18 protein-coding genes are annotated in these 17,457 nt (G+C 60.3%); 10 read left to right on the forward strand and 8 right to left on the reverse strand.

Going from position 1 to position 17,457, the window contains the following annotated elements:
* Positions 1 to 9: 9 nt before the first annotated feature.
* A complete protein-coding gene (locus tag CXQ81_RS03830) occupies positions 10 to 2,103 on the reverse strand; it encodes a TonB-dependent siderophore receptor (protein ID WP_101336529.1) in 2,094 nt (697 codons plus the stop codon).
* Between CXQ81_RS03830 and CXQ81_RS30990 the strand changes: the two genes are divergently transcribed.
* The 4 genes from CXQ81_RS30990 to CXQ81_RS03845 all read left to right on the forward strand — a co-directional run bounded on the left by CXQ81_RS30990 (position 2,102) and on the right by CXQ81_RS03845 (position 5,017).
* A complete protein-coding gene (locus CXQ81_RS30990) occupies positions 2,102 to 2,314 on the forward strand; it encodes a hypothetical protein (protein WP_157832231.1) in 213 nt (70 codons plus the stop codon). The genes CXQ81_RS03830 and CXQ81_RS30990 overlap by 2 nt on opposite strands.
* A 43-nt stretch (positions 2,315 to 2,357) precedes the next feature.
* The gene (locus CXQ81_RS03835; RefSeq protein WP_053259286.1) at positions 2,358 to 3,053 is read left to right on the forward strand and encodes a DsbA family protein; all 696 of its coding nucleotides are present in this window, start codon (positions 2,358 to 2,360) and stop codon (positions 3,051 to 3,053) included.
* Between the two features lie 27 nt (positions 3,054 to 3,080).
* Positions 3,081 to 3,476: a nuclear transport factor 2 family protein gene (locus CXQ81_RS03840; RefSeq protein WP_007922537.1), complete on the forward strand. Its 396-nt coding sequence runs from the start codon at positions 3,081 to 3,083 to the stop codon at positions 3,474 to 3,476.
* A 236-nt stretch (positions 3,477 to 3,712) separates the two neighbouring features.
* Positions 3,713 to 5,017: an OprD family porin gene (locus CXQ81_RS03845; protein WP_007922539.1), complete on the forward strand. Its 1,305-nt coding sequence runs from the start codon at positions 3,713 to 3,715 to the stop codon at positions 5,015 to 5,017.
* A gap of 181 nt (positions 5,018 to 5,198) precedes the next feature.
* On the opposite strand, the gene CXQ81_RS03850 is transcribed toward CXQ81_RS03845, so the two are convergent.
* Entirely contained in the window at positions 5,199 to 5,594 is a 396-nt protein-coding gene (locus CXQ81_RS03850) for a cytochrome c family protein (RefSeq protein WP_053259289.1), read from the reverse strand.
* A 310-nt stretch (positions 5,595 to 5,904) separates the two neighbouring features.
* Here CXQ81_RS03850 and CXQ81_RS03855 point away from each other — a divergent pair, with 310 nt between their 5' ends.
* From CXQ81_RS03855 to CXQ81_RS03875, 5 genes are read left to right on the forward strand one after another with little or no spacing between them, the layout of a single operon-like run.
* Entirely contained in the window at positions 5,905 to 7,371 is a 1,467-nt protein-coding gene (locus CXQ81_RS03855) for a cytochrome c oxidase subunit II (protein ID WP_101336530.1), read from the forward strand.
* Positions 7,372 to 7,411: 40 nt separating this feature from the next.
* Entirely contained in the window at positions 7,412 to 9,187 is a 1,776-nt protein-coding gene (ctaD, locus tag CXQ81_RS03860) for a cytochrome c oxidase subunit I (protein ID WP_101336531.1), read from the forward strand.
* Positions 9,184 to 9,876, forward strand: a complete 693-nt coding sequence (locus CXQ81_RS03865) for a cytochrome c oxidase subunit 3 (protein WP_101336532.1) — start codon at positions 9,184 to 9,186, stop codon at positions 9,874 to 9,876. Before ctaD ends, CXQ81_RS03865 begins: the two co-directional genes overlap by 4 nt.
* A 4-nt stretch (positions 9,877 to 9,880) precedes the next feature.
* Positions 9,881 to 10,591 (forward strand): heme-copper oxidase subunit III family protein, encoded by a 711-nt coding sequence (locus CXQ81_RS03870; protein WP_053259293.1) that lies wholly within the window; start codon positions 9,881 to 9,883, stop codon positions 10,589 to 10,591.
* 21 nt (positions 10,592 to 10,612) lie between these two features.
* Positions 10,613 to 10,930, forward strand: coding sequence for a cytochrome C oxidase subunit IV family protein (locus tag CXQ81_RS03875; RefSeq protein WP_007922565.1), 318 nt, complete (start codon positions 10,613 to 10,615; stop codon positions 10,928 to 10,930).
* 37 nt (positions 10,931 to 10,967) lie between these two features.
* Here the strand turns inward: CXQ81_RS03875 and CXQ81_RS03880 are convergent, their stop codons facing one another.
* Positions 10,968 to 11,522, reverse strand: coding sequence for a hypothetical protein (locus tag CXQ81_RS03880; protein WP_053259294.1), 555 nt, complete (start codon positions 11,520 to 11,522; stop codon positions 10,968 to 10,970).
* 439 nt (positions 11,523 to 11,961) lie between these two features.
* On the opposite strand from CXQ81_RS03880, the gene CXQ81_RS03885 reads away from it, so the two are divergent.
* Entirely contained in the window at positions 11,962 to 12,390 is a 429-nt protein-coding gene (locus CXQ81_RS03885; RefSeq protein WP_087089649.1) for a hypothetical protein, read from the forward strand.
* Between the two features lie 360 nt (positions 12,391 to 12,750).
* Here CXQ81_RS03885 and wrbA read toward each other — a convergent pair whose 3' ends face one another.
* The 5 genes from wrbA to CXQ81_RS03910 all read right to left on the reverse strand — a co-directional run bounded on the left by wrbA (position 12,751) and on the right by CXQ81_RS03910 (position 17,331).
* Positions 12,751 to 13,350, reverse strand: coding sequence for an NAD(P)H:quinone oxidoreductase (gene wrbA, locus CXQ81_RS03890; protein ID WP_085533433.1), 600 nt, complete (start codon positions 13,348 to 13,350; stop codon positions 12,751 to 12,753).
* 262 nt (positions 13,351 to 13,612) lie between these two features.
* On the reverse strand, positions 13,613 to 14,404 hold the full coding sequence (locus CXQ81_RS03895) for a hypothetical protein (RefSeq protein ID WP_101336533.1): 792 nt from the start codon (positions 14,402 to 14,404) through the stop codon (positions 13,613 to 13,615).
* 13 nt (positions 14,405 to 14,417) lie between these two features.
* Positions 14,418 to 15,245 (reverse strand): phosphatase PAP2 family protein, encoded by an 828-nt coding sequence (locus CXQ81_RS03900; protein ID WP_101336534.1) that lies wholly within the window; start codon positions 15,243 to 15,245, stop codon positions 14,418 to 14,420.
* 53 nt (positions 15,246 to 15,298) lie between these two features.
* Positions 15,299 to 16,150 carry a MipA/OmpV family protein gene (locus tag CXQ81_RS03905; protein ID WP_101336535.1) on the reverse strand — a complete coding sequence of 284 codons (852 nt, stop codon included), beginning with the start codon at positions 16,148 to 16,150 and terminating at the stop codon, positions 15,299 to 15,301.
* Positions 16,151 to 16,296: 146 nt separating this feature from the next.
* Positions 16,297 to 17,331 (reverse strand): DUF1254 domain-containing protein, encoded by a 1,035-nt coding sequence (locus CXQ81_RS03910; RefSeq protein WP_101336536.1) that lies wholly within the window; start codon positions 17,329 to 17,331, stop codon positions 16,297 to 16,299.
* Between the last annotated feature and the right edge of the window lie 126 nt (positions 17,332 to 17,457).

Here is a 17,457-nt window from a genome sequence, read left to right on the forward strand (position 1 = left end):
GGCTGCTTTTTAGAAGCTGTAGGTGCCGGTTACCACCAGGCTGCGTGGATCGCCGAACTGGATCTGCCCGGCGCTGGTGGCCGAGGAGTAATACGTGCGGTCGCTGATGTTGTTCAGCGCGGCCCGCAGGTCCCAGTCCTTCTGCCGGAAGCCGGCCAGGGCGTCCCAGCGGCCATAACCCGGAAGCATCACGGTGTTGGCGTTATCGGCATAACGATCGCCCACCAGGGTCAGGCCGGTCTCGGCGTACCAGCCCATTTCCGGCTTCCAGGTCACGAACAGGCTGCCATTGCGCTTGGCCACGTTGTTCACCCGGTTGCCCTCGTCACCGTTGTTGCTCTTGACCACCGTCGCGTCCTGCAGGCCGATGCCGCCGCGGATCGACCAGTTGCCCACGATCTTGCCGGCGGCGGTCAGTTCCACGCCGCGGGAGCGCTGCAGGCCGGTCAGCAGGATCACGTTCGGGTCTTCCACGCTGCGGCTGCGACGGTTGTAGAGCTCCAGCTCATAGACCGCGAGCGTGGTGCTGAAGCGGTCGTCGAGCCAGTCGCTCTTGACCCCGATTTCCTTCTGCCGGGTGCGCTCGGGGCTCAGGTCGTTGCTGTTGCCGTTGGCATTGGGGGTGATGCCGATCAGGCCACCGCCGACCGGCGAGAAGCTCTTGCTCCAGGAGGCGTAGAAGGAGTGGTTCTCCAGCGGGGTCCAGACCACGCCCAGGCGCGGGCTGGTGCTGTGGCTGTCGCGGTCGTCCTTGATATCCAGCAGTTTGTTGTGGGTCTCGACGTTGAAGTTGTCGTAGCGCAGGCCCGCGAGCACTTGCCACTGATCGTTCAGGCGCAACTGGTCCTGGACATACACGGCGCGGCTTTCCACCTCGCTGTGGTTGTAGCTGGACGCCACCATTTTCCCGGTATGCCGCATGTTTTTATCCGGGTTGAACGGGTCCAGGGACGGCACGGCCTGGCCACCGGCGCTGACCGCCGCTGCGGTATAGAGCTTAGGATCGCGTCGCTGGCTGCCCAGCTCGACACCCGTCAGCACCCGGTGCTCGAGGCCGAAGGTATCGAAGGTGCCTTCGACTTCGAGGTTGTTGTAGAGGTTGCGGGTGTTCAGGTCCTGCTGCCAGCGCTGGCGGTTCACCCGCTTGGTGCGGCTGTCGTAGCCGGTCTGGTAGGTGTTGTCGAAATCGCTGTTGAGCTTGAACAGGCTCAGGGTATGGCGCAGTTGCCAGTTGTCGTTCAGCTCGTAGCTGAGCTTGGAGCGCAGCGACTGGGACTTGTCGTCGATGTAGTCGCGCGGGTCGCCGTACGTGGTGTCGCGACTCACGTCCGCCGGGCGCCCGTCGATCCCCGGGATGCCGCGGTCCGGCGTGCGGTTGTAGCGGCTGTACTCGTACTGCACCAGCCAGTTCAGGTCCGGCGTCAGCTGCCAGCTCATGGACGGCGCGAACAGCTGGCGACTGCCACTGACGCCGTCGCGGAAGCTGTTGTTGTCCTGGTTGCCCATGTTCAGGCGCAGGCTGATGTTCTCGCTGGGGTCGGCGCTGAGGTCGGCATACAGGCTGCGCAGGTCTTCGCTGCCGCCTTTGACTTCGACGCTGGAGTGGCGGCCGAACTGCGGCAGCTTGCTCACCCGGTTGACGATCCCGCCCTGGCTGCCACGGCCGTAAAGCACCGCCGCCGGGCCCTTGAGCACCTCGATGCGCTCGATGTTGTGCAGGTCGCGCACGTACTGGCTGTCGTCACGGACGCCGTCGAGGTAGAAGTCGTTGCTGGCGTCGAAACCGCGAATACGCAGGCTGTCGAAGCGGGTGTCGGCGCCGCTGCTGACGTTGGGAATGCCGCTCAAGGCCGTGCCCAGGTCGTTGATGCCGTAGTCCAGCAGGTTGCTGGTCTTCACCGAGTCGATGGCTTGCGGCACGTAGCGCACCGGCGTGGCGGTGCGGGTCGCGGTGCTGACTTCCTTGACCCGTGGGTCGTCGGCATCGACTTGCGCGCTGATGGCGGTAGCCGGCAGGGTGGTCGGGGCGGCGCAGGTGAAGCCGGCCGTCAGCGAGGCGCAAAAGCCAAGGGTGAGGGGAGTCAGGCGGAAGGGGGCAGGCATGGAAAAACGCATCCAGAAGGGGAAAGAAACAGTCGGCGCGAATGGTAATGCTTGCTATTTACTTTCGTTAATTATTCTTGAAAAGTTCCCTGGGTGGATTGTTTCAATTTGTGTCTTGATTGAAATGCAGTGGATACATGGCCGATTCGACCGATTCCCGAAACAGACTAAAAGCCATTCCAGCGTTTTTCGCCGTGGGCCACAGGCATAGTCTGCCGCCATCGAATTTATCGGCCTTTGTCCCGGAGCCTTGCATGTCGGCAGCGACCCTTCATTACATCTACGATCCTTTGTGCGGCTGGTGCTACGGCGCCAAACCGCTGGTGCAGGCGGCCCAGGCAGTGCTGCCGGTGGTGGCCCATGGCGGCGGCATGATGACCGGGCGCAACTGCCAGCAGGTTTCGCCGCAACTGCGCGACTACGTCATGCCCCATGACCGGCGCATTGCCGAATACACCGGGCAGCCGTTCGGCGAGGCTTACTTCGAAGGTTTGCTGCGCGACTATTCGGCGCTGTTCGATTCGGCCCCGCCGATTGCCGCGGTACTGGCGGCGCAGGCGCTCGCCGGGCGCGGCCTGGAGTTGCTCGGGCGCTTGCAGACGGCCCACTACGTCGAAGGGCGCCGCATCGCCGATGTCGATGTTCTGTTGGAACTCGCCGAAGGCCTGGGCTTTGAGCGCGGCGAGTTCGAGGAAGCCTTCGAGTACGCCGCGGCGAACAGCCTGAACGAGCACATCAAGGCCAGCCGCGCCTTGTTGGCCCGGGTCGGTGGCCAGGGTTTTCCGACCCTGGTGCTGGAGCAGGACGGTCAGTTCAGGCTGCTCGATATCAGCCCCTGGCTGGGCAAGCCGCAAGCGTTCGCCGCCTGGCTGAGCGAAGCCTTCGGTTCGCCAGAGGTCGAGCTTTCACCTAGCCTGCAGGCCTGTGGCCTGAACGGTTGCGCCCTTTGAACCCCCACTTGATTTGCGGAGTCGCCCATGGATAACCTGGCACTGATCAAAAGCACCTACGAAGGCGCCAACTCCCAGGAGAACGCGAAAAACACCGCCGCCGCCCTGGCTGCGGATGCGCGCTGGACCGAAGCGGCAGGTTTTCCCTACGCCGGCACCTACGTCGGCTTCGATGCCGTGGTGGAGAATGTCTTCAAGCGCCTGGCCACCGAGTGGGAGGGGTTTGCCTTCACTGTCGAGAACTATGTGGCCCAGGGCGACAAGGTGTTCGCCTACGGCAACTACAGCGGCGTCTATAAAGCCACGGGCAAACCGCTGAATGCCCGCGTGGCCCATTTGTGGACGTTGAAAGATGGCAAGGTCACGCACTTCGAACAGTTCGTCGACAGCCATACCGTGCAACTGGCCATCAAGGATCGTTAAGTTCTTAGACGATTTTTGCCTATTTTCAGACGATTCTTGAAATTGACACACTGTTCAGGGCGCGGATAGGATTCGCGCCAACGCCTGTGGCCAACGGCCATGACCTTCCAATAATAAAAGGCCCACCGCGATTCTTCGTGGGTGGGTCTTTTTGTTCTGGCCTGAAAAAAGAGCGCTTAAGCGCCGTTTCAAAGGAGCACCACAGCGCGTCATCAACCCGTAATAAGGAAAATAAAATGTTGAACAAGCGGATCGGTCTGATCGCACTGGGGATTCTGAGCAGTACTCAAGTTATGGCTAACGACCAGGCTGAGTCCAAGGGTTTTGTCGAAGACAGCAGCCTGAAAATTCTGCTGCGCAACGCTTACATCAATCGCGACAAGAAGAACGGTAACGATGACCAGCGTGAGTGGGGTCAAGCGGCCATCGGTACCTTCTCGTCGGGCTTCACCCAAGGCACCGTCGGCGTGGGCGTCGATGCCTTCGGCCTGTACGGCCTGCGCCTGGATAAAGGCAGCCACAGCGGCGGCCAGGGCATCGACTTCTTCAAGCCAAGCGAAGGCGGCAACAAGAGCCCGGCAGGAGACCTGGCCAAGGCCGGCGCCGCGGTCAAATTCCGCCTGTCCAACACCGTCCTGACCTACGGTGACCAGATGCCGGCCCTGCCGGTACTGAGCTACGACAATGGTCGTCTGCTGCCGGAAAGCTACACCGGTACCCTGATCACCTCCAAAGAGATCAAGGGCCTGGAGCTGAACGCCGGTCGTTTCACCGCCGAGTCGCGTAAAAGCGCCGAAGGCCGTGACAGCGGTGGCCTGAAGTCGATCAACGTATTGGGCGGCAGCTACCAGTTCACCGAACAGTTCAAGGGCTCGCTGTACGCTTCCGACGTCGAAGACGTGCTGAAGAAGCAGTACGTGAACCTGAACTACGTGTTCCCGCTGGCCACAGATCAGTCCCTGACCTTCGACTTCAACGGTTATCGCACCAAGCTGGACAAGTCCTACGCCGAGTTCAAAGAAGCAGGTGGCCAGGACAACAAGATCTGGAGCCTGGCAGCCACCTACGCCACCGGCCCGCACTCCTTCACCCTGGCGCACCAGCGCAGCACCGGCGACAGCAACCTGGGCTACGCCTACGGCGGCTACCAGAAAGAGCAGCACCGTGTGGGCGACGGTGGCAACACCATCTACCTGGCGAACTCCTACTGGTCCGACTTCAACGCGGAAGACGAGCGCAGCTGGCAGCTGGGCTACGGTCTGGACTTCGGCGCCTTCGGCGTACCGGGCCTGACCTACAACCTGGCCTATGTGCGTGGTGACAACATCACCGCCACCAACAGTGAGGGCGCCACCACCACCGGCGGTACCGAGCGCGAAATCTTCAACCAGTTCAAGTACGTGGTCCAGAGCGGCCCGGCCAAGGACCTGAGCGTCAAGGTGCGTAGCTCGATCCTGCGTGTATCGCAGAAATCCAGTGGCTACAACGACAGCGGTAACGAACTGCGTGTGTTCGTCGACTACCCGATCAACGTGTTCTGATAAACGCCTGATCGCGGCCTGATACTGGGCCGGCAATAGCAAAAGCCCCGACTGGTTCGGGGCTTTTTTGTGGGTGTTGCCCCGTCCAGCACCGCGGCTCCCTGTAGCCGCTGCCGCCAGGCTGCGATCGGGCGCGAAGCGCCCGTTGAGGATTTGGGGCCGCTTTGATTTGTCAGGTCACTCAGGGCTGTTGCGCCTGAAAGCTCTGCAGATAAGCCAGCAGATTATCGATCTTCTCCTGATCGCTCAGCCCCCAGAAGATCATCCGCGTACCGGGCACCACGGCCTTTGGGTCTTCGAGGTAGGCGACCAGCTTGTCGCGGGTCCAGACGATGCCGGAGGACTTCATCGCGTCGGAGTAGTGATAGTCCGCCACGCTCCCTGCAGTGCGCCCGAAAATGCCATTGAGCTGCGGTCCGAAAGAGCTGCGCACCGAAGGCCCGATATTGTGGCAGCCACCGCAGATGCGCTTGAACAGCTTGCCACCGGCCTCGGCATCGCCCACTGCTTCTGCCTGGGCGTGGAGCGACAGCAGGCTAAGCATCAGGGCCAAGGTCAGGGCGGCGGTGTTTTTCATGTTCGGCTCCGGATCGGATGTGGCGGGTGGCAGAAAACGCGGGGGCTATTTGAGCATGGTTGGCAGGTGTTGGGGATGGCCATCAGGGGAAAGGGACGTGGTAATGCCACAACCTCCTGGCCTTGTGTCGTGTCGGGGCCCGGCGGCGCACGTCCGACGGGGCGCACTATACTTTTCAGAAGATTTGCCCCGGGGATAGAGGCAATGTTCCAGCAGGCTTGGGAGGAGGGTTAGGCATCGGTGTGGCGCTGCGGTTGGGCGACGTTGCGTTTGCATGGCCACAGAACAACCGGCACAGGAAGACGAGAAAATGGCGATAGCAATCATCCTGGTTCTAGTCGTTGTCGCTTCGGTGCTGTTTCACCTGCTTGCTCCCTGGCACATGACGCCGGCTGCCTCCAACTGGGGGTCGATAGACACCACGCTGCTGATCACCCTGGTCATCACCGGAATCTTTTTCATCGCCATCACGCTGTTCATGGCCATCGCCGTGATTCGCTTCCGTCATCGCGAAGGTGCCCGGGCGCACTACCAGCCGGAAAGCCGGAAGCTGGAAGGGTGGCTGGTCATCCTCACTTCATTGGGCATCATCGGCATGCTCGCGCCCGGCCTGGTGGTCTACAACGATTTCGTCCAGGTGCCGCAAGAGGCTACCCAGCTCGAAGTGGTTGCCCAGCAGTGGCAGTGGGCGTTTCGCTTTCCCGGGCGTGACGGAAAACTCGGCAAGGCGGATGTCAAATGGATCGATCCCGGCAATCCCTTCGGTCTTGATCGCAATGACCCTGCCGGGCAGGACGATGTGCTGATCATGAACAATGAAGTGCGCCTGCCCATCGATCGGCCGGTAAAAGTCCTGCTGCGGGCAAAGGATGTACTGCACGATTTCTATATTCCGCAGATGCGCGCGAAGATGGATATGGTGCCGGGCATGGTGTCCCACTTCTGGTTCACCCCGACCCGGCTCGGCAAGTTTGAAGTGCTGTGCGCCGAGTACTGTGGCGTGGGCCACTACAACATGCGCGGCCATCTGGTCGTCGAGGAGCAGGGCGCTTTCGACCAATGGTTCGCTAGCCAGCCGACCTTTGCCCAGACGCTGACGAACGTCGCCACGCCGAGCCGGGACAGCCTGCTGGAAAAAGGCCGCCAACTGGTGGAAAGCCATGGCTGCCGCGCCTGCCATAGCCAGGACGGCAGCACCAGCCTGGGCCCGGGCTGGAAGGACCTGTACGGCCGCTCGGAGCAGTTGGCCGATGGCACCCGCGTCCAGGTCGACGAAGCCTACCTCAAGGAGTCGATTCTCGAGCCGCAGGCCAAGCTGGTCCAGGGCTATCCGCCGGTCATGGTGGCCTATACTTTCACTCAAGATGAACTGGCCGCCGTGGTGGCTTTCATCAAGTCGCTGAGTGCCGTGGGGCAGAAAGAACAAGGCCCTGCAGACGCACAGAATGAGCTGGCGGCGCAGGGACAGCGGCTGGCCGAATCGCTGGGTTGCCTGGCCTGCCACAGCGTCGATGGCAGCCAGGGTATCGGCCCGGGCTGGCAGGGTTTGTACGGCAAGACGCAAACCCTGGCCGATGGTTCTCAGATCAAGGTCGATGAGGGCTACCTGAAGGATTCCGTGCGCCACCCCGGTGCTGCGATCGTCAAGGGTTACGCCGCGGTGATGCCGACCTTTACCCCCAATGACAAGGAACTGGACGCCCTGATCGCCTTCATCAAGTCGAAAGCTGCTGTCGACGCGGATGCCGGCAAGGTGGAATCGGGCAAGTCGCCGTAACTAGCCGGAAATGCTCCGAAACTTACCGGAGGATGACCTGATGGCTTATGTCGAGCATGCAGAAACAGAAGTCCTGCACGAACCGAAGAGCTTCTTCACGCGCTATATCTGGAGCCAGGACCACAAGGTCATCGCCATCCAGTATTCCTTGACGGCGATCTCCGTGGGGCTCGTCGCCCTGGTGCTGTCCGGCCTGATGCGCATGCAGATCGGCTTTCCCGGCAGCCTCGAGTTCATGGACGCCAGCACCTATTACCAGGCGATGACCCTGCACGGCATGATCATGGTCATCTACCTGCTGACGGCCCTGTTCCTGGGCGGCTTCGGCAACTATCTGATTCCGCTGATGATTGGCGCCCGGGACATGGTCTTCCCCTACGTCAACATGCTGAGCTTCTGGTTCTACCTGCTTTCGGTCCTGGTGCTGCTTTCCAGCTTCTTCGTCCCGGGCGGGCCCACCGGGGCGGGCTGGACACTCTATCCGCCGCAATCCATCACCCGGGGCACCCCGGGGACCGAATGGGGCATCGTGTTGATGCTGGTATCGCTGGCGATCTTCATCGTCGCCGCCACCATGGGCGGGCTGAACTATGTGACCACGGTGCTGCAGGCCCGTACGCGCGGCATGACGCTGTTTCGCATGCCGCTGTCCGTCTGGGGCATCTTCATGGCCTCGATCCTGGCCCTGCTGGCCTTTCCGGCCTTGTTCGTCAGCGCGGTGATGATGCTGTTCGACAGGCTGCTGGGCACAAGCTTCTTCATGCCGGCGGTGATCTCCATGGGGCAGCAGCTCGCGCATCAGGGTGGCAGCCCGATCCTGTTCCAGCATCTGTTCTGGTTCTTCGGCCATCCGGAGGTCTACATCGTCGCCCTGCCGGCGTTCGGCCTGGTCTCCGACCTGATCAGCACCCATGCGCGCAAGAACATCTTCGGTTACCGCATGATGGTGTGGGCCATCATTGCCATCGGCGTGCTGAGCTTCGTGGTCTGGGCGCACCACATGTACGTCAGCGGGATGAACCCGTACTTCGGCTTCTTTTTCGCTGCCACCACCTTGATCATCGCCGTGCCGACCGCGCTGAAAGTCTACAACTGGGTGCTGACCCTGTGGCATGGCGACATCCACCTGACGGTGCCGATGCTGTTCGCCCTGGCCTTTATCGTCACCTTCCTGGTCGGTGGCCTCACCGGGTTGTTTCTCGGCAACGTGATTGTGGATATCCCGCTGTCGGACACCTACTTCGTGGTGGCCCACTTCCATATGGTCATGGGGGTCGCGCCGATACTGGTGATATTTGGCGCCATCTATCACTGGTTTCCGAAGATCACCGGGCGCCTGATGAACGACACCCTGGGCAAGCTGCATTTCTGGATAACTTTCCTGGGTACTTACTGCATCTACTTCCCCATGCACTACCTGGGCCTGCTGGGCATGCCTCGGCGCTATTACGCCTGGCAGAACTACGACTTCATCCCGCAATCGGCGCAGCAGTTGAATGCGTTCATCACCGTTGTCGCGCTGACGGTCGGGGTATGCCAGTTGCTGTTCCTTTTCAACCTGGCCTGGAGTGCCTTCAAAGGCAAGCCGGCGGGCCCGAACCCATGGGGGGCGGCCAGCCTGGAATGGCAGACGCCGGACACCCCGCCCGTACATGGCAACTGGGGGCCGGAGCTGCCGGTGGTGCACCGTTGGGCCTATGACTACAGCGTGCCCGGGATAGAGCAGGACTTCGTGCCACAGACGGTTTCTGCCCAGGAGCTGGAGCAGATGAGGCAGAACAGCGCAGAAGCCAGAATCGCGGGCGAAAGACCATGAACGGGCCGCTATTGAAAAATACCGAAAGCGCCGGCGCCGGTGGCCGTTGGAGCCAGCCCCCCGAGCACTCTTGGGGACCGGCAGGCCTGGACAGGGCGAAAGCCGCAAAAGTGGGCCTGCGCATGTTCCTGGTGGTGGTGACCTCGCTGTTCCTGCTGTTCCTGCTGGCCTTCATCGCGCGTTCGCAAATGGCGGACTGGCAGCCTCTGACCGAGCCCCTGGCGCCGCTGGCCAGTGCCCGGCAACTCTGGCTGAACACGCTCCTGCTGGTGCTGGGCAGTATCAGCCTGCAGTGGGCGCGGCTGGCCGCCCGGCGGGATGCATTGAACGGGGCCACCCTCGGCTTCGCCCTGGGCGGTGTCTTCGCGATCGCCTTTCTCGGGGGGCAACTCTGGGTCTGGAAGCAGTTCGTCGACTGGGGCTATTTCGTCTCCGCCAATCCGGCCAACAGCTTTTTCTATCTGCTGACCGGCGTACACGGGCTGCACCTGCTGGGAGGCCTGGTGGCCTGGGGCAGAGTCGGCGCCAGGTTCCTGCGCCGGGTTCCGCTGTCGCGACTGGCGTCCAGCGTGGAGCTCTGCGCGATCTACTGGCACTACCTGCTGGGGCTGTGGATCGTCCTCTTCGTCCTGCTGACCAGCACGCCGGAAACCTATCAAGCCATCGCCGCATTCTGCGGCCTGAGGTGAAGCCATGGCATTGCCCTCAGCAACAGCTCCGGAAGATCCCGTCCCGCCCCCACCCGATACGCTGGTAGCGGGGTGGAAGAGCATCGCCACCGACTGGGCCTCGGATCAGGATGTGTTCAAGCGGGTGCCCTGGGGCAAGGCGATGATGTGGATCTTCCTGCTCAGCGACACCTTCATCTTCACCTGCTTCCTGACCGGCTACATGTCGGTGCGCATCAGTGCCACCGTCCCCTGGCCGAACCCCAGCGAGGTGTTCGCCCTGACCATCGGCGGCGTTGAAATCCCCCTGATCCTGATCGCCATCATGACCTTCGTGCTGATCAGCAGCAGCGGCACCATGGCCATGGCCGTGAACTTCGCCTATCGCCGTGTCCGCGGCAAATGCGCGGCCCTGATGCTGGCGACCGCGGCCTTCGGTGCGACCTTCGTCAGCATGCAGGCGTTCGAGTGGAGCAAGCTCATCGCCGAAGGCGTGCGCCCCTGGTCGAACCCCATGGGCGCCGCGCAGTTCGGCGCCAGCTTTTTCATGATTACCGGTTTCCACGGGTTGCATGTATCGGTCGGCGTCATCTACCTGTGCATCGTCGCCTTCAAGGTGTTGCGCGGAGACTACGAGCGCTCCGGCAACTATCAGATCGTCGAGATCGCCGGGTTGTACTGGCACTTCGTGGACCTGGTGTGGGTATTTATCTTCGCTTTCTTCTACTTATGGTGAGCCCGCAGAGGAGTATCGGCGATGGCACATGCACAAGGTCAACAGCATCCACTGAGCCTGTACCTGAAGATCTGGGGGCTGTTGTTCGTACTCAGTACCCTGTCCTACCTGGTCGACTACTTTCACTTCCAGGGCTACTTCAGGTGGTCGCTGATCCTGGTCCTCATGTTGTTGAAGGCCGGCCTGATCGTTTCCATCTTCATGCACATGGCCTGGGAGCGCCTGGCGATGGTCTACGCGATCCTCGTCCCGCCGTTGTGCCTGCTGGTGCTGGTTGGCCTGATGGCCGCCGAGGCGGACTACGTGTTTTCCACCCGGGGGATTTTCCTCGGGCAATGACCGGCTTCCGCCTCCAGCGTTCAAGCGCCGCAGCGTCCTATATCGTGCGCTTGAACTGATGCCATTTCTGCAGCCAGGCCACTATCCAGTGAGGCGCTGCTGCGCCGGTCCCGGCGACCTGCAGTTGTGGGTGATGGCTGATGACCTGATCCAGGATTGGCTCCTGAGCGGGTTCGACGTCCACGAAGAAAATGTGCTCGCCGTCCCTTACCGTCTTTTTCAAATTGCTGAAGTGGGCATTGGGCACCTGGATACCGAAGAAGCCGCCTTCCCAGATACAGAAGCCCAGGATCACGATCGCCAGGAAGATGAACGGCACCCAGCCTGCCGCGGACTCGGTCCAACCTGCCAGATAAGCACCGAGCAGTACCAATGCCGCGAGCGGTATGCCAATGACCGCGCCAATCTCGCCGGAGTGAACGACATCCTGCTTCATGAGTGAGTTCACATCATGCAGGTGATGCTGTTCCACATCCGCATCCCGGTCGCTGAGCACATGAATCTGCTCGGTACTGATGCCGCTGGCTTCCAGTTCGCTTTCAACGGTTTCCAGCTCGTCGAGATTATCGCTGATGTAAAAGTGTCGGTTCATGAGTCACCTCCTACTTCATCGTCGCAGAGGCCCCCATTTTTTCTGCAGTCGTTATCTGAAATTCCAGAGCGTTTTCCTGCCGCTCTGGATAACACCGCACGCTGATCGCTAGCTAAAAAAGTATAGCACCGCCCCTGTCAACGCCTTGCCGGCCGGGGGCTGCGGGCACATAGGGCAATCTGAGGGGCGTGAGTCATTCTGTTCGAATTGGCCTGGTGAAGTGGGTATTAGCGGTTTGTTGCCCGTAGGAAATCTGGCAGCCCTTGTGCTTAAAGCCTGCCGAGCTTTTGTGCATGCCTTGTAGGGGACAAATGATTGGCCTTCCGGAGAAATTTCATCGGCATGGGGTTGCGTCGAAATACTGTATGTATGTACAGTTATTTTGACTGGAATTCTATCCAGTTCAACTCAATGCAACATGTTTCCATGGAGAAAATTTATGAAGGGAAGCTTTATCCGTTTTGTGCTTTCGCTCGGCCTTGCTGCTGGGGCTGTTGGCGCAGCTCACGCTGATAGTTCGCCTGTTGGCTTATGGCGGATGTCGACGTTCACCATTCCAGGCGGAGCTGCGGCGACTGTTCAGACGGTTTGCTTAAAAGCCGATAACACGTGGTATTCCACAAGCGAGCCAAATTGGAACGGCAACTGGTTCAAGAACGAAAAAGATGTCCATTGGTATGGAAGTATTCCTATCTCCCAGATCGGTACCATTGCGAGCATGGCGATGGGTAAGCTGGACAGCCCTACCGCCATGACAGGCAATTATGCGGAGTGGACCGCCCCCGGTACTCCGCCCCTGTCTTTCGATAGGCATTTCACTTATTCGATGGTTTTTCTACAGGCTGACTGCCTGCCACCAAAGCAATGATCAGCAAGTTTGGGAGTAGCTAAAACTGGCGGCCTCTATAACTCTTTTGAATTGAGCTTTGCCGATAGAGCGCGATGCCTCATTTGGGCACGTTGATCAAGATGGATGCCGGCTTACTCGTATTGCAAGATCAGTTGTCCGCTCCCGGATAGCCGGACCGATGTGCGACGGAGCCACGATTATGTTTTGTATGAGCGGCAGGTGTGGATAACTCAAGAGCCGCTAGAACAATGTACGTCTGGTAGAAACAACAAAGCCCTCGCATCGTTGCGAGGGCTTTGTTCTGTAGAGTGCCACGCCGGGAGTCGAATCCAGACACTGCTTATGCAGTGTCTGCTTCAGCGCTCACCTGGCGATTTGTTACTTGCTCAGTTTGACCGCCAGCTGGGCCACGTACTGGCCTTGATGGCGGGCGATCTCCAGTTCCCGGGCATCAGGCTGGCGCGAGCCGTCACCACCGGCAATGGTGGATGCGCCATAAGGCGTGCCACCGCCGACACTGGATGTATCGAACAAGGCTGGCGAGCTGTAACCGATGGGCACAATGATCATGCCGTGGTGAGCCAGGGTGGTCCACGTGGAGGTAATGGTCATCTCCTGGCCGCCGCCGGTACCTGTCGAGGTGAATACACTGGCGAGCTTGCCAACCAGGCCGCCCTTGGCCCACAACCCGCCGGTCTGGTCGAGGAAGTTGCGCATCTGGCCGGACATATTGCCGAAGCGGGTCGGAGTACCCAGGATGATTGCGTCGTAGTCGCCCAGCTCGCCTGGTGTGGCAACCGCAGCGCTCTGATCCACTTTGCCATGGGCAGCCTTGAAGGCTTCCGGGTCCATGGTCTCGGGTACGCGTTTGAGGGTGACTTCAACCCCGGGAACGCTCCGGGCACCTTCCGACACGCTCTGGGCCATTGTTTCGATATGACCGTACATCGAATGATAAAGAACCAATACCTTAGCCATGCGTACTTCCTCTTGAGGTGTGTCTTGAGCTGACTGACGGCCTGTTAAATAGGCGATCAGGTTAGTTATCCATCCCACTGTTGCACCTGCATCTGCGTGAGTCGTGGCGCATGATCGATCTAATTGGCTTCTGTGAATATGAGAAAATATCGAACGGGATGTTCGAAAAAGCTGATCATGGAAAGCACAAAGGCCAACCCGAAGGTTGGCCTTTGACATACTGCGTATGGGTACCAGAAAAAAACGTAATGACATGAAAGCCTCAGAATCGCCCACTGATCCCCAACAGTGGCCCCTTCTGGACAATGTCGTAGACAAAACCGTCATGGCGATAATTCACCCCCATGGCCCGGTAACCGGCCACCGCAGAAAAGCCCGGCAAGAACTCCCAGCCCGCCAGCGCGGCCAGGTCCCAGTCTTCCCGCGACTGGCCGGCGCCCGCCATGCCCCAGGATGACAACCAGAATCGCTCGTTCACGGCATAGTGCCCACGCAGCCCCGCCATGGCGTCGGCCCAGGTGGCCTTGTCGGACCCGGACAGGCCGCCAGCAGGCCCGCCATGCAGGGTGATGGTGGTGCTGCTGTACCAGACGCGCACGCCGCTCGCGACGTCCAACCGATGATCGTCATCTCCCAACACCTGGTATCCGCCCCCCAGGAATCCCGAGGCCGTCTTGCTTTCCACCTCAAGCTTGGACGCCGGGGCGCCCGCTGGCAGACGGTTGCGGGTGTCGGTGTCGATGTACATCAGGTCGGCGAGTACGCTGTAGGGCCCGCGCCGCGCCTCGCCCATCAGCATCACCGACATATCGACGCTACGCGCGATGTCGGAGAAGTCGGATTTTATAAACTGGGTCCCGGTGCTGCGGTGGCCCACGTGCCCACGGATCCCGGCGCCCCACAGGTAAGGCCCGCCGTTGAACTGCCAGCCATCAGCATCCGCCGCCATGGCCACCATCGGCAGGCTGGATCCGGCCGTCAAGGCGCTGACCAGCAGCGCCAGGCCCGCGTGCTTGCACCGCAACGGCGAGCGTGGGTTGTCACTGTGCATCATGGTGTTTCTCCGATCAGTGCTGGGTCAGCGAGAGCGCCACGCCCTCGGCCGCACAGTCCTCTGCAGGCTTCAGGCCCGCCTTTTGCGCAGCCTTGACCTCCTCCTTCGCGGCCGCCAGGTCCGCCAGGAACGCCGGATTGCCATGCAGGCTCGCCACCGTGGCGGCCCCCATGATGCGGCCTGCATCCACGTCGCTCTGCCAGTGCGCATCGCAGATGACCCGGCTCTGGCCGTATGACAGGCCACGGGTCATCAATTCGGTGGCGCGTGCCGGATTGATCTCAGCCAGTACCAGGCCCCAGGCCCAGCCCGCGGCAGAGTGGCCGGACGGCCAGGAACCATCCGTGCGCAGCAGTGGCTCCATGTCTTTGCGGCACGTGCTTTGGTTATGCACCACGAAAGGACGGGTACGGTTGTAGGCATTCTTCCCGGCGTAGGTGGAGCCGCCTGCATCGGTCAGGGTGCGCTGCATCAAGGTGTAAAGATGCGGTGTACTTTTCTCGGTGATCGGCGTGCCCAGCGCGCAGGAGAATGTTTTCGCCGGGCCAGGGAATGACAGCGCCGCATCCGTTGCCGCGAGTTTCTCCCGAGCGGTGCCACGCAGCGCCAGCGCCGCACGCCGTGCTTCCTCATCCCGCGCAAGCGCCGCGGAGTCTGGTTTTGGCGGTGCACCGAGCAGCGCCAGGCGCACTGGCAAGTCAGCCGGGTCCAGATAGCCTGGAGCCAGCTTGAAGTGAGGGTCCGTGACCTGGGTGGCGGCATCTTCGGCGAGCAGCAGTCCCGACCCGAATAGGCCGGCCAGGGACGCGGTCATCCCCAACTGCTTAGGTAGTTTTTTCATCGATCATTCCTTTATCTATCCCTGTATCGGATGGCGCCGGTATTACCGGTTTATCAAAAACGGTATAGAGCGTTCAGATAGGCACCGGCACCGACCTTCTCTCCCGTCAGCGGGCTGTCGCGGGCGTCGGCGACCAGGGCGTAGGTCTTGATGCCGCCTTCCAGTGCCAGCTGTGGCTGCCATTGCCAGGTGAGGCCCAGCTTCAAGGTCACGTCGCGCATCCCGCCACCCGGGCGGTATTCATCGAACCGGGTGCGTGCGGCTTGCTGGGCCGTGACGCCGAAGCGCGCCATCATGTCGTTCTCATTGCTCCAGGTGCCGTACAGCGTCGAGTCCAGGGTCAAGGTCGAAGACAGTGGGTATGCCGTGGCGACCCCGGCTTCCAGGTACGCCGTGCGCCCCAGGCTTTCGCCACCGTAATGACGGTTCTGGCTCGATTGCAGGCCGCGCACGAACAGGCGGCCGGCCGGCAGGATCCAGTACGCTTCCGCCCCGACCAGGGCGGTGCTGTCCAGGTTGCCCATTCCCTTCAAGTATTCATCGCGGCCGTCCAGGGTATGAATTCTTTCCTTGCGCCCCTGGTCATAACCGATCAGCAGGGCCACTCCGAAAGGAGCCAGCCCCGGCAAGTCCCAGCGCAGCCCATCCGGGAAGGCCGCGGTAAAGGTGCCCCAGTCTTCGGTAGGCAAGACCGCTTTCAGTTTCAGCGACGGGAACGCGGCGTAGTGTGAAGAGCCTTCGTACAACGGGCCAAAGGCAACTCCGCCGCCTACCGTCACGGATGGAGTGCCGTTTGAATCGTCAAGGGCTGCATGTGCAGGTAACACCAGCGTCAATGCGAGGGCTGCACCCATGATGAACATCAGCGGGTGTCTGAAAGAATTTGAATGGTCTTTGTTTGTCATTGTTTAGTTCCTTTGGTGTGAACTCTGTAGTCCAGAGCCATCCCTGACTTAATAAGCCATATCAAACTTGGTAACCGTTGCGTCTAACGCTACTAAGGCGTCAGCCAATTGATCTAAATAACCAGTCATTATTTGAATGATTGAATTTATAGAACGACGGGCTGCGGCTGTGGAAAACGCCATTGGCCATTCAGTATTTCGTTGCTCGGCTGATAAAGCCTGACCGTATAGTTCCAACCGGGCATAACGGGCAGGCAATTAGTGATCTTTGCGTCACAACCACCGAACTGGATGACAATCGAGCCATCATCGCTTTTCTTGGCAGTGAGGTTATTCAGCGAGTAGAGGTCATATGGGTTCTTCTGAAAGTATCCGTCTGCGTTGTAAACACTCACAGACCAGAAGCTGTTGACCGGGACCTGTCCAACTTTGAGACGGTAAACGGTTTTCCCATCGTTCTGCGGCATCACACCGCCGAGGTAGATGGCGTCCTTGCTCGGATTTCCTCCCCACCCCGTCGCAGTTCCGATCAAGTGCTGGATCGGATCGACGCTACCTTTAGGGCCAAAGGACTGGTTGTAGTTGGCAATTGTCGAACCCAGGACAGCCAGGGCATCCCGCATCTTTTTCTGGCTCGCCTGATCCCACTTTGGTACTGCGAATTCCCCTGGCCTGGCCTGGCTGACCTTGATTGCGTCCTGCAGCTCATGCACCTGCTCAAGATCTTCGCGATCCGTGGGATCGAAGAAAATGCGCACAGCGACAAAAACATAGCGTGTGCCAATATCCTCTTTCGTCAGCGTATGGCGACCGGCACCGTAAATGACGGCGGGTACGTAGTGATCTTCGTTGACCATTTGCATCGACATGAACCGCTCACCGGCCTCAGGCAAAGTGATCGTGACTGGACCGGCATCGAGATCGAACACCGCTGATGAGTAGAGGGTGTCCCGATTCATTCGGACGACATCCTGAGCGTCGATAGGAACCGGTTCACGGTTATGAACAAACTGACCAAAGCCTCCACTCGTCACCGTTTTGCCCATGTACAGATCGGACTCGGCACGGACAAAGTTATCGACACCCACCGGCGTCGCTGCATCAGCGGATGACTGAGCGTTTGCACTCGCAAAAGTTGCCAGCGTCAGGGCGACGATGCAGGCCGTGGATGAGTAGGACATTTAAACCTCTTGATCTTATAAGAAGTGATTCCCTTCCCCGGCTTCAGGCTGTTCTTGTGCATGAGTTGCTCGCTGCAGCGCTTGCTGGGGTTGGCATTACCTTTTCAAACTGTATAAGAACGTCTC

The sequence above is a fragment of the Pseudomonas sp. 09C 129 genome, assembly GCF_002843625.1.
In the GTDB taxonomy this organism is placed as follows: Bacteria; Pseudomonadota; Gammaproteobacteria; order Pseudomonadales; family Pseudomonadaceae; genus Aquipseudomonas; species Aquipseudomonas chlororaphis.

Bases quoted from the DNA above. Each gene is read 5' to 3' on its own strand.
- CXQ81_RS03905 (WP_101336535.1), bottom strand. From the start codon at position 16,150: ATGACAAACAAAGACCATTCAAATTCTTTCAGACACCCGCTGATGTTC.
- ctaD (WP_101336531.1), top strand. From the start codon at position 7,412: ATGGCTTATGTCGAGCATGCAGAAACAGAAGTCCTGCACGAACCGAAG.
- CXQ81_RS03850 (WP_053259289.1), bottom strand. From the start codon at position 5,594: ATGAAAAACACCGCCGCCCTGACCTTGGCCCTGATGCTTAGCCTGCTG.
- CXQ81_RS03845 (WP_007922539.1), top strand. From the start codon at position 3,713: ATGTTGAACAAGCGGATCGGTCTGATCGCACTGGGGATTCTGAGCAGT.
- CXQ81_RS03910 (WP_101336536.1), bottom strand. From the start codon at position 17,331: ATGTCCTACTCATCCACGGCCTGCATCGTCGCCCTGACGCTGGCAACT.
- wrbA (WP_085533433.1), bottom strand. From the start codon at position 13,350: ATGGCTAAGGTATTGGTTCTTTATCATTCGATGTACGGTCATATCGAA.
- CXQ81_RS03840 (WP_007922537.1), top strand. From the start codon at position 3,081: ATGGATAACCTGGCACTGATCAAAAGCACCTACGAAGGCGCCAACTCC.
- CXQ81_RS03875 (WP_007922565.1), top strand. From the start codon at position 10,613: ATGGCACATGCACAAGGTCAACAGCATCCACTGAGCCTGTACCTGAAG.
- CXQ81_RS03865 (WP_101336532.1), top strand. From the start codon at position 9,184: ATGAACGGGCCGCTATTGAAAAATACCGAAAGCGCCGGCGCCGGTGGC.
- CXQ81_RS03870 (WP_053259293.1), top strand. From the start codon at position 9,881: ATGGCATTGCCCTCAGCAACAGCTCCGGAAGATCCCGTCCCGCCCCCA.
- CXQ81_RS03835 (WP_053259286.1), top strand. From the start codon at position 2,358: ATGTCGGCAGCGACCCTTCATTACATCTACGATCCTTTGTGCGGCTGG.
- CXQ81_RS03880 (WP_053259294.1), bottom strand. From the start codon at position 11,522: ATGAACCGACACTTTTACATCAGCGATAATCTCGACGAGCTGGAAACC.
- CXQ81_RS03830 (WP_101336529.1), bottom strand. From the start codon at position 2,103: ATGCCTGCCCCCTTCCGCCTGACTCCCCTCACCCTTGGCTTTTGCGCC.
- CXQ81_RS03885 (WP_087089649.1), top strand. From the start codon at position 11,962: ATGAAGGGAAGCTTTATCCGTTTTGTGCTTTCGCTCGGCCTTGCTGCT.
- CXQ81_RS30990 (WP_157832231.1), top strand. From the start codon at position 2,102: ATGGAAAAACGCATCCAGAAGGGGAAAGAAACAGTCGGCGCGAATGGT.
- CXQ81_RS03895 (WP_101336533.1), bottom strand. From the start codon at position 14,404: ATGATGCACAGTGACAACCCACGCTCGCCGTTGCGGTGCAAGCACGCG.
- CXQ81_RS03900 (WP_101336534.1), bottom strand. From the start codon at position 15,245: ATGAAAAAACTACCTAAGCAGTTGGGGATGACCGCGTCCCTGGCCGGC.
- CXQ81_RS03855 (WP_101336530.1), top strand. From the start codon at position 5,905: ATGGCGATAGCAATCATCCTGGTTCTAGTCGTTGTCGCTTCGGTGCTG.